Source organism: Bradyrhizobium altum (genome assembly GCF_020889705.1).
Lineage (GTDB): Bacteria > Pseudomonadota > Alphaproteobacteria > Rhizobiales > Xanthobacteraceae > Bradyrhizobium > Bradyrhizobium altum.
In genome coordinates, this window is sequence record NZ_JACMYP010000306.1 from 1 (window position 1) to 9,716 (window position 9,716).

Consider the following 9,716-nt stretch of genomic DNA (forward strand, 5'->3'; position numbering starts at 1 on the left):
CGACCCACTATCTGATCGGGCTGCCCTGGAGCATCGGCTTCCTGTTAGGGGCGATCGTCGCGCCGCCGGACGTGGTCGCGCCGCTTGCGATCGCGCGCAAGCTCGGCATGCCCCGCCGCATCCTGGTGGTGCTCGAAGGCGAAGGGCTGGCCAATGACGCGACCGCGCTGATCCTCTACCGCTTCGCGCTGGCCGCCATCACCACCGGGCTGTTCTCGCTGCCGAAGGCGACCGGCACGTTCCTCGTCATCGTTGCCGGCGAGATCGCGTTCGGCACGGCGGTGGGCTGGCTCAGCCTGCGCGCCCGCCGCCGCGCCAGGGATCCGCAGGTCGAGATCACGCTGTCGCTGATCACGCCCTATCTCGCCTACTGGATCCCCGAGCATTTCGGCGGCAGCGGCGTGATCGCAACTGTCGCCTGCGGCCTCTATATGAGCTGGAACGGACCGCTCCTGATCTCGGCCGCGACGCGCCTGCAGGGCATCTTCTTCTGGGATTTGATCATCTATCTGATCGAGGGCCTGCTGTTCCTCTTGACCGGCTTCCAGATGCGCTCGCTGTACGAGAAGTCGAAGGCGTTCCCGCTGTACGACATCCTGACCGCCACCGTGCTGGTCGCCGTCATCGTGATCGTCGCGCGCTTCCTGTGGGTGTTTCCCGGCACCTATCTGCCACGCTGGATCAGCCGGCGCGTGCGCGAGCGCGATCCGCTGCCGTCGTGGCGGGCGGTGTTCGTGGTCGCCTTCACCGGCGTGCGCGGCGCGGTCTCGCTCGCCGCGGCACTTGCGCTGCCGCTGACATTGCCTGGCGGCGAGGCCTTCCCGTATCGCGACCTGATCCTGTTCGTCGCCTTCGGCGTGATCTTCGTGACCCTGGTCGGGCTCGGCCTCGGATTGCCGCCGGTGGTGCGCGTGCTCGGCCTCGCCAAGGACGGCCGCAGCGAGCACATTGCCGAGCACGAGCAGGAAATCGAGGCACGGCGCGAGGCGCTGAACGCCGCGCTGAAATCGCTCGACGCCATCACCGACGACCGCGAGCTCTCCGACGAGGTGATCAAGCTGCTGCGGTCGCGACACGAAATCCGCATCAACCAGCTGCCTGATACGCTCGATCCCGACAAGCACGACGTCTCCGCCGCCGGCACCGCGCTGACGCGGGAGCTGATCGCCTCCGAGCGCAAGTTCATCCACATGCTGCTGCGCGACGGCAAGATCACCGACGAGACCAGGCGGCGCATCGAACGCGATCTGGATCTGGAGGAGGCGAGCCTCTCCAACCGGGAGTATCGCAGGATTCCGCTGTAGCCCCGATGTCGTCCCAGGCAAGCGACTTGTCCGCCGTAGCTCCACGAGCGAAGGCGGAAGCGCGACCCGGGACGCATAACCACCGCCGCTCGTTTGGCGAAGGCCATGGCCACAGCGTGCTTCGACAATTCGCGCTGGTGGTTATGGGTCCCCTGCTTTCGAAAGCAGGGACGACAGTAACGCCTACTCGGCCGCGGCGTTCTGCCCGGGACCGCCGACGTAGCCCGCGGGGTCGCCGAACCGTTCGATCATCACGGCCGTGAGATCCTTGGTCTTGCTGGTGACGCAGGCGCCGGAGCGCACGGTGTAGCGATCCTGGTGCGCGGCGTGCGGCGGCGCCTCGCCCTTTTGCAGCGCGCGGGCCGCCTCCATCACCAGCTTGCGGAAATGCATGATGCCGAGATCGGTCGGGCCGAGATGCTCGCGGGTGCGGTCGGCGATCGGGCCCTGGCTGTCCTGCACCGCGGCGTCCTGCTCGGAGACGCCCTTGATGCCGGTATAGCTCTTGGTTCGCTGCAACTGGCGGTCGATCAGATAGTCGTTCGCCTTGTTGCGCAGCGGCACGTAGTTCTCGTCGGCGACAGCCATCACGCCGTTGCCATTGGCATAGCCGTCGCGTTCGGCATCGGTCAGCGGCCGGTCGGGATTCCACGCATAGGTGTAGATCCAGCAATTGGTGTCGCTGACCGGCACGAAAGTCTGGCCGAACATGTTCTCGCCCGGCATCGAGCTCGGCGCACAGCTGTGGAACGGCATCAGGAACTGGGCGATGCGCCAGTAGATGTTGTCGCTGCCGGTAAGCCGCCCGCCCGCGACGGTCAGGCCGGCCTCATGCGGATTGATCTTGATCACCGGCCGCGGGTCCTCGGCGATCCAGCGCATGTGATCGGTCGCGACCCGCGTCAGCGGATTCACGAAATGCTTCTTGATGTCGAGGATTTCGTTCTCCTCCTTCTCGAAGGAGAGATGTGCGAAGGTGAAATGCGCGGTGTCGATCGAGCCTTCCACCGCCTGCACCCAGTTGCAGTCCTGCCACTTCTTGGTGACGAAGCGATGCGAGGCCGGCAGCAGCGCCATCTCCAGCGCCGGCAATTCGGGCATCGCCTCCGCGGGGCCCATATAGGCCCAGATCATCTCGCCCCACTCGCGTACCGGATAGGACTTGATGCGGATCAGGTCCTTGGCGTTGAGGTCCGGATACGATGTCGGCATGTCGACGCAGCGACCGTCGGTGTCGAACTTCCAGCCGTGATAGACGCAACGGATGCCGCATTCCTCGTTGCGGCCGAGCCAGAGATTGGCGCCGCGGTGCGGGCAATACTGATCGATGACGCCGACCACACCCCTCGAGTCGCGGAAGGCCAGCAGCTCCTCGCCCATGACAACGATCTTCTTCGGGTCGCTGTCCGGCTCCGGCAGCTCTTCCGACAGCAGCACCGGAATCCAGAACTGGCGCAGCAATTCGCCCATTCCCGTTCCGGCACCGGATTCGGTCAGGAATTTGTTGTCTTCGGCGCGGAGCATGGCGTTTCCCCGGGAGTTGTTTTTGATTTTCCCGGAGCTTGGCGTAGCGGATGCGCGGCGTCAATGCGATTGGCTGCGCGGCCGGCAGCCCTGTCCCGCGCTGATGGATTTACACCCATTCTCTGCGCCGGCCGGTCCGCGCCCGCGCAACGGGGTTCAAGGCAAGCTGGCCCGCCAGCTCAAGGCTTCACGTAGGCCCATCCCTTCTCCTGCAGTTCCATCACGCGCACGACGCCGGACTTCACGACTTCCGCCTGCCTGATAATCGGGATCGACTTGTTCTCGGCCTTCTGCATCTTCTCCTGGGTGTTGCCGCAGGCCTTGAACGACACCTCGGGTGAACTGAGGGCCATTTCCTCGATGCGAGCCTTCACCGGCGACGTATCCTCGCGGAGCATGTGCAGGCCCGGGCCGAACGTGACCACCTCGATCCTCACCTTTTCGCCGAGGCCCTTGTAATATTCGGTCACGTTCGTTGCGTTGTTGAGCGTGAGATTCATGGCGGCAGGATCATTGCTGTTCACCTGCAAGACCAGATAATGCTCCTTCCCCTTCGGCGCCACCGGATCATGCATACGCGCATATGCCGCGCGCTTGCGCGTTTCGGCGGCGGATCGCGGCGTTTCAGATTTCCGAGCGTCGCTCGCCGGAGTAGTCGCGGATTGCGCGGTCGGCACCCAGTATTTCCCACCTTGCTCGGCCACCGCCAATGACGTGGAAGCCAGCACGGCGATGGCACCCATCGCAATGAATTTCGCAGCAGATCTAAAATTGCGCATCAAACATCTCCATCTCGAAAAATCGTCGAACACAGTTCTCAGTTGCTGGGCCTTGCGACAGCGAGCGGCCATTTGCAGATCGCGGCCATCCTCGCTCGCATCGCGTCCAGCCCCGCGAGCGAGAATCTTGCGTCATGGGCAGCCCCGGTACCGGGTGAGAGGCGGACAACAAGGACCGCGTTATCCGGAAGCGATTGCAACAAGCGAACCGCATCGCCCGCGACGGCGACGCCGGAACCAAACGCCGGCACAGTTGCCGCGACCTGCGTCGGCTGACCGTCGTTGATGCGATAGGAGATCGCATAGCCGTCGCCGCGGCCCGAGATAGCGGGTCCCGCGAAGGACAATTCGGTCCGCCCGCCGCGACACCGGATCGACAGCTTGATCGACGATTCGACCGAATCGAATGTCGTCGCAGTGGCGATCGGTGAATAATCGACGGGCGACGTCGTCTCGCTGATCGTCCAATTATCGGCTCTCGACGCCTCGCGGCGGGTCGGCGCAGTGGCGTGCGACAGCTTGTCGAGGCATTCCAGGCGCGCTTCACGTTGCAGCTGGGAACAGGCGCGTAGCTGTGCCATGGGGTCTTCCATCCCTTGCGCCAAGGCAACGCCGTTAACGGCGGTGGTTGCGGCAAGCAGCGGGACGGCGAGCCTGGTCATTGCGATGCCCGTGCCGACTGACGATCGAGCCACGCCTGCGCGGCAGGAAAGCGCGTGAGACCGGGCACCGTCGCTCCGAGGTTGATCGACTTCCACTTCGGGTCGAAGCCCGGCCCTTGCAGCCTGTCGATGCGCGAGAACAGATGATCGACGAAGCGTGCAACACGCTCGAAGCGATTGGTGCTGGCCGGCCAATTGAAGGCAACGAGAGCGGTCGGCACGGCGATCGTGGTGATGCGGTCACCCGGCTTGATCAGATTTGGATAGTCGGCGGCATCAAGAGCTGCCGGCAGATAATAGTCCTCGAACTTGCTGTCATACGGGACGGGCAGGAACTTGAAGCCCGATTCAAACCGGCCTTTCACAAATGCATCGACCGGCTTGGATGTAATGAAGACGACGGCCGCCATTTCGCCTTTCCGCATCTGCTCGAGTGCGATCTGGTGCGGAATGAAGGTCTTCTCGACCTCGATGCCGAGACGACTGAAGATCAGCGGACCTGAATAGGCTGCGGCGGTACCCTGGTTGTTGAAGTTCACCTTCTTGCCGGCGAGGTCGCTCAGGCTCTGAATCTCCGGCCGAACGAAGATATGCAGTTCGGACGGAAACAGGTTCAGGACATAGGCGATCCGTCGCTGGATGTCCGGCACCTGGCTCTTGTATTCCTCGAGTGCGTCGGAATTGATGATGGCCGCGTCGATACCGCGCAAATACAGTAGCGAGTTGAGATTCTCAACGGCCCCTCGCGTCACCACCGGCAGAACGTGCAGATTGTCGCCGTCGTCGGTCACACGGGCTATTTCCGCGGCCAGACGGATCGGCGCGCCCTCGAGAAGACCGCCGGCGAGGCCGACGACCCAGGCATTCATGGCCAGAACTTCAGGCTTGGGCGGAGGCGGTTCGGCGCGGATCAAGCGAGCCTTGTGAGGCTGACCATGTTGCGGCCGCGCATCCGCCGCGGGCGGCTGCGGCGCGAGGAGCAGCGACACCAGGGCCGCAAGCAGAAACAGCGGACGTAATCCGGCAGACCTTTTCATCGACCAGCTCCCTTGCACGACATCCCGTCAGCGCGTTCGTTCTTGCTCTATGAAGGCAGCGAACGCAGCGCCTCGAATCGCGCCTTTGCCTCCTTGATTCCACTCGGCCCCAGCCTTCGCGTAGAGATCACGGGCCTTGGTCGCATCGCCGCGCGTTCCATGCGTTCCCCAGGTCGAGAGCCGCAGCAATTCAATATCTCGCCGCGCCGTCGCGAGTTCGCGGGCGAGCGCGTCCGCGCTTGGCGCTTGTTTGGCTGGAGCAGCGTTAACTGCAGCTCTCGTCTTTGCTTGTGCCAGGTGCAGGGAATTGCCGGCGATGCCGTTGGACTGCGCGTGCGCGCCGCCGCCGGATCCCGGCACATCCGAAAGACACGTCACGGCGAGGGTTGCTGCGAACCATAGCGGCGCCGCCCGGCGCATCATCCTCGGAGCAAATGGCGCTCGATCCGATCTGACGCGCGAGCCGGCACTTTCACAAGTTGAGTTCCCGTCGACGCGAATGACGATGCTCTCATGTCTGCGCGCGTCCAGTATCACCTGCCGCATGGTGATATCGCCCATTATGATCGGGCATCATAGGGCTCACCGGCTCACGGATACTATGACCCGCAAGGATTACCCCTGTTAACCGCGCAGCTTTGGGCAGACTGAAGCATCGAGCTCAGCCGCGGCCGGCGCGACGGCGCAAGGCCGACGCCGTCCTCACACCGGCCGCTCGCCCTTCACGGTCACGCGGGTGCCGGAGCGGGTGTGCGGCCAGTAGTCCCACATCGCGCGGTGCTGGGCGCAGCGATTGTCCCAGAACGCGATCGCGTTCTCGGTCCAGCGGAAGCGGCACTGGAACAGCGGGTTCTCGGCATGCTGGTAGAGATAGGCCAGCATGGCGTCGCTCTCGTCCCGCGGGATGCCGACGATGAAGCGGGTGAAGCCGCGATTGACGTAGAGGGATTTCTTGCCGGTCACCGGGTGGGTGCGGACCACCGGATGCTCGGCGCGGGGATATTCCCGTTTGTCGGCGACGCCGTAATTGGCGTACAGCCCACGATAGGTCTGCTCGCCGTCATGCAGCGCGGTCAGCCCGTCGAGATAGGCTTTCATGCGGTCCGACAGCGCCTCATAGGCCGCGTACATGTTGGCGAACAGCGTGTCGCCGCCGCGCGGCGGGCACTGCTTGATGTAGAGGATCGAGCCCATCGGCGGCTCGAGATCGCAGGACACGTCGGTGTGCCAGCCTTCGCCGTTGGCGCGCGGAGAATCCTTGTCGGCATGGATCTTCATCAGCGCCGGATCGCCCTCATTGGGCGCGGCCGGGTGGACATGCAGCTCGCCGAACTTGCGGCCGAAGGCGAGGTGCTGGTCGGGGCTGATGTGCTGGTCGCGGAAGAAGATGACGAGGTTTTCGGCGAGCGCGCGGTGGATCTCGTCCATCTGCCGGTTGGAGCGCGCATCGTCGCCAACAAGCTTGCCAATATCGACGCCGGAGATTTCCGCGCCGATGATCGGCGTCAGCTTCTCGACGCCGATGGTCTCATAGGGCTCGGATTGGTCGGCGAGGTGGCGGTAGCGCGGACCCTGCTTGCCGGACAGCGAGCTCATGGGCGTTCTCCCAATGGTTCTTGATTGGGAGCATGGTACCGCGCATCGATGGAAGCGCAATCCGCACCGCAAACATATCTGTCGTCCCGGACAAGCGCAGCGCAGATCCGGGACCGATAACCACAGGATCGGGTTTTGCGAAAACTGGCAACCCACATCTCGCGCCATAACCACGCCCTGTGGTTATGGGTCCCTGCTCCCGTGCGCAATTGCGCACTAGGCAGGGACGACACTTGAGTGTGGGTCACGCGCGTGTGGGTCACGCGCGGAGTGAAACTACTCCGCGGCGCCCGCCGGCTCCGGCACCTTGGCGCCGCTGCCGTAACGCTGGTCGATATAGTCGATCACCAGCGCCTTGAAGTCGGCGGCGATGCCCGGACCGCGCAGGGTGCGGAACTTCTTGCCGTCGACGAACACGGGCGCGGCCGGCGCTTCGCCGGTGCCGGGCAGCGAGATGCCGATATTGGCGTGCTTGGATTCGCCGGGGCCGTTGACGATGCAGCCCATGACCGCGACGTTGAGCTCTTCGACGCCCGGATACTTGGTTTTCCAGGCCGGCATCTCGTCGCGGATGAAATCCTGGATCGAGCGCGCCAGCTCCTGGAACGTGGTCGAGGTGGTGCGGCCGCAGCCCGGGCAGGCCGCAACCAGCGGCACGAAGGTGCGGAAGCCCATGGTCTGCAGCAATTCCTGCGCGACCTGCACTTCGACCGTGCGGTCGCCGCCGGGCTCCGGCGTCAGCGAGATGCGGATGGTGTCGCCGATGCCCTGCTGCAGGAGGATGCCGAGCGCGGCCGAGGACGCCACAATGCCCTTCGAACCCATGCCGGCCTCGGTGAGGCCGAGATGGATCGCGTAATCCGAGCGGCGCACGACTTCCTGATAGACCGCGATCAGATCCTGCACGGCGGAGACCTTCGCCGACAGGATGATCCTGTTCTTGGGCATGCCGAGCTCTTGGGCGCGGGCCGCCGACAGCAACGCCGACTGCACCATCGCCTCGCGGGTCACCGCGCGGGCATCGCGCGGATTGGCTGACGCCGTGTTCTCGTCCATCAGCTTGGTCAGCAGCTCCTGGTCGAGCGAGCCCCAATTGGCGCCGATGCGCACCGGCTTGTTGTTCTTGTTGGCGATCTCGATGATGTCGGCGAACTGGGTGTCGCGCTTGTTCTTGAAGCCGACATTGCCGGGATTGATGCGGTACTTGTCGAGCGCCTCGGCGCAGGCCGGATACTCGGCGAGCAGCTTGTGGCCGATATAGTGGAAGTCACCGATCAGGGGCGTGGTGATGCCCATCTTGCGCAGGCCGTCACGGATGTGCGGCACGGCGGCAGCGGCTTCCTCGCGGTCGACGGTGATGCGCACCATCTCGGAGCCGGCGCGGGAGAGCGCGGCGACCTGAGCGATGGTGCCCTCGATGTCGGCAGTGTCGGTGTTGGTCATCGACTGCACGACGATCGGCGCGCCGCCGCCGACGGCGACGTTGCCGACCATGACCTGCGTGGTGTGGTGCCGCGGTGCGGGACCGGCGATGTCGTCTTGCGGCAAAATCTCGGGCTTGTTCATGGCGTCTCGAATATCAGGTTTCGGTGACATTCACCAAGGGGGGCGACGGGCCGCGCGCACGGTGGGCCAAACGGTCATGTTTCGGAGTGAATTCAACAGCTTATGGCGCCGATTGAGGCCAAAGGCAAGCCATGCAGCGGCGTCCTGCATGGACAGCTATATTGGGCCGAATTGGGGTGAATCAAAGGGCAGAGTGACAGCTTTTCATGTGATCCGGCGGACTCCTTCTGGTTTGAGCATGATCTTTCCGAAAAACCGGTACCCACTTTTTCGGATCATGCTCTAGCATCCCCTTAAGATCATTCCGGGAGGGCGCGACATGGCCGGCCATAGCGAGCTGATCACCACGGCGGAACTTGCCGACATCCTGACCCGACCGGAACTACGCCTGTTCGACTGCACGACCTATCTGGAGCCGGCTCCGGCCGGCGCCAGCGTTCCGTATATTGTCGTCTCGGGCCGCCAGACCTTCGAGGCAGGCCACATCCCGGGCGCGAATTTCCTCGATTTGCAGGCCGAGTTCTCCGACCCCCGCACCGAGCTGCGCTTCATGATGCCGCCGACGGCCCAGCTCGAGGCCGCGTTCGGCCGGCATGGGATCTCGGCCAGCAGCCGCGTGGTACTCTATTCGATCGGCACGGCGATGTGGGCGACGCGGTTCTGGTGGATGCTGCATTCGCTCGGCTTTGACGGCGCCGCGGTGCTCGACGGCGGCATCGACAAATGGACCGCCGAGGGACGCGACATCGAGACCGGGCTTGCCGGCGGCTATCCGCAGGCGACGTTCTCGGCGCGGCCGAAGGACGGCATGTTCGTCGGCAAGCGCGACGTGCTCGCCGCGACCACGGAGCGCGACACCGTGATCGTCAATGCGCTCGGCCCGCAATTCTACAAGGGACTGGAGCCGAGCCGTTATGGCCGGCCCGGCCGCATCCCCGGCAGCGTCAGCGTGCCGGCGGCAACCCTGATCGACCCCAAGGGCAAGACGTTCGTGCCGCTTGCGGAGGCGGAAGCGACCTTCGCCGCGCAAGGCATCACCAGGGACAAGCGCGTCGTCGCCTATTGCGGCGGCGGCATCTCCGCGACCATCGACCTGTTCCAGCTGCATCGGCTCGGCTACGACAATCTCACGCTCTATGACGGCTCGATGGGCGAATGGGCGAAGGATGTGTCATTGCCGATCGAAGTGGGGTAGCGAACGGGGCGTGAAGCCTCCTCCTCCGTCGTCCTGGCGAAAGCCAGGACCCA

At 64.4% G+C, this 9,716-nt stretch carries 9 protein-coding genes; 2 read left to right on the forward strand and 7 right to left on the reverse strand.

The genetic code is table 11. The annotated features are described in order from the left end of the window. Positions 1-1,304 (forward strand): cation:proton antiporter (locus H8B02_RS41085; protein WP_229171390.1); only part of this gene is annotated, 1,304 nt, incomplete at its 5' end. A gap of 183 nt (positions 1,305-1,487) precedes the next feature. Here H8B02_RS41085 and H8B02_RS41090 read toward each other — a convergent pair. From H8B02_RS41090 to ispG, 7 genes are all read right to left on the reverse strand, one after another. Next, positions 1,488-2,828 carry a Rieske 2Fe-2S domain-containing protein gene (locus tag H8B02_RS41090; RefSeq protein ID WP_229171391.1) on the reverse strand — a complete coding sequence of 447 codons (1,341 nt, stop codon included), beginning with the start codon at positions 2,826-2,828 and terminating at the stop codon, positions 1,488-1,490. A gap of 179 nt (positions 2,829-3,007) precedes the next feature. Further along, positions 3,008-3,607: a DsrE family protein gene (locus H8B02_RS41095; protein ID WP_229171392.1), complete on the reverse strand. Its 600-nt coding sequence runs from the start codon at positions 3,605-3,607 to the stop codon at positions 3,008-3,010. A 38-nt stretch (positions 3,608-3,645) separates the two neighbouring features. Beyond that, the gene (locus H8B02_RS41100) at positions 3,646-4,365 is read right to left on the reverse strand and encodes a hypothetical protein (protein ID WP_229171393.1); all 720 of its coding nucleotides are present in this window, start codon (positions 4,363-4,365) and stop codon (positions 3,646-3,648) included. Further along, positions 4,266-5,306 carry a TAXI family TRAP transporter solute-binding subunit gene (locus H8B02_RS41105; RefSeq protein WP_229171394.1) on the reverse strand — a complete coding sequence of 347 codons (1,041 nt, stop codon included), beginning with the start codon at positions 5,304-5,306 and terminating at the stop codon, positions 4,266-4,268. Before H8B02_RS41105 ends, H8B02_RS41100 begins: the two co-directional genes overlap by 100 nt. Positions 5,307-5,333: 27 nt before the next feature. Continuing rightward, entirely contained in the window at positions 5,334-5,867 is a 534-nt protein-coding gene (locus H8B02_RS41110) for a hypothetical protein (protein ID WP_229171395.1), read from the reverse strand. Positions 5,868-6,008: 141 nt separating this feature from the next. Continuing rightward, positions 6,009-6,902: a TauD/TfdA dioxygenase family protein gene (locus tag H8B02_RS41115; protein WP_229171396.1), complete on the reverse strand. Its 894-nt coding sequence runs from the start codon at positions 6,900-6,902 to the stop codon at positions 6,009-6,011. 276 nt (positions 6,903-7,178) lie between these two features. Beyond that, positions 7,179-8,468 carry a flavodoxin-dependent (E)-4-hydroxy-3-methylbut-2-enyl-diphosphate synthase gene (gene ispG, locus H8B02_RS41120; protein WP_229171397.1) on the reverse strand — a complete coding sequence of 430 codons (1,290 nt, stop codon included), beginning with the start codon at positions 8,466-8,468 and terminating at the stop codon, positions 7,179-7,181. Positions 8,469-8,787: 319 nt separating this feature from the next. On the opposite strand from ispG, the gene H8B02_RS41125 reads away from it, so the two are divergent. Then, positions 8,788-9,663: a sulfurtransferase gene (locus tag H8B02_RS41125; RefSeq protein WP_229171398.1), complete on the forward strand. Its 876-nt coding sequence runs from the start codon at positions 8,788-8,790 to the stop codon at positions 9,661-9,663. Positions 9,664-9,716 lie beyond the last annotated feature (53 nt).

What these genes read in the sequence shown, in the direction of transcription:
- H8B02_RS41125 (WP_229171398.1), top strand. Translation starts at nt 8,788, where the DNA reads ATGGCCGGCCATAGCGAGCTGATCACCACGGCGGAACTTGCCGACATC.
- H8B02_RS41115 (WP_229171396.1), bottom strand. Translation starts at nt 6,902, where the DNA reads ATGAGCTCGCTGTCCGGCAAGCAGGGTCCGCGCTACCGCCACCTCGCC.
- H8B02_RS41105 (WP_229171394.1), bottom strand. Translation starts at nt 5,306, where the DNA reads ATGAAAAGGTCTGCCGGATTACGTCCGCTGTTTCTGCTTGCGGCCCTG.
- H8B02_RS41110 (WP_229171395.1), bottom strand. Translation starts at nt 5,867, where the DNA reads ATGGGCGATATCACCATGCGGCAGGTGATACTGGACGCGCGCAGACAT.
- H8B02_RS41095 (WP_229171392.1), bottom strand. Translation starts at nt 3,607, where the DNA reads ATGCGCAATTTTAGATCTGCTGCGAAATTCATTGCGATGGGTGCCATC.
- ispG (WP_229171397.1), bottom strand. Translation starts at nt 8,468, where the DNA reads ATGAACAAGCCCGAGATTTTGCCGCAAGACGACATCGCCGGTCCCGCA.
- H8B02_RS41090 (WP_229171391.1), bottom strand. Translation starts at nt 2,828, where the DNA reads ATGCTCCGCGCCGAAGACAACAAATTCCTGACCGAATCCGGTGCCGGA.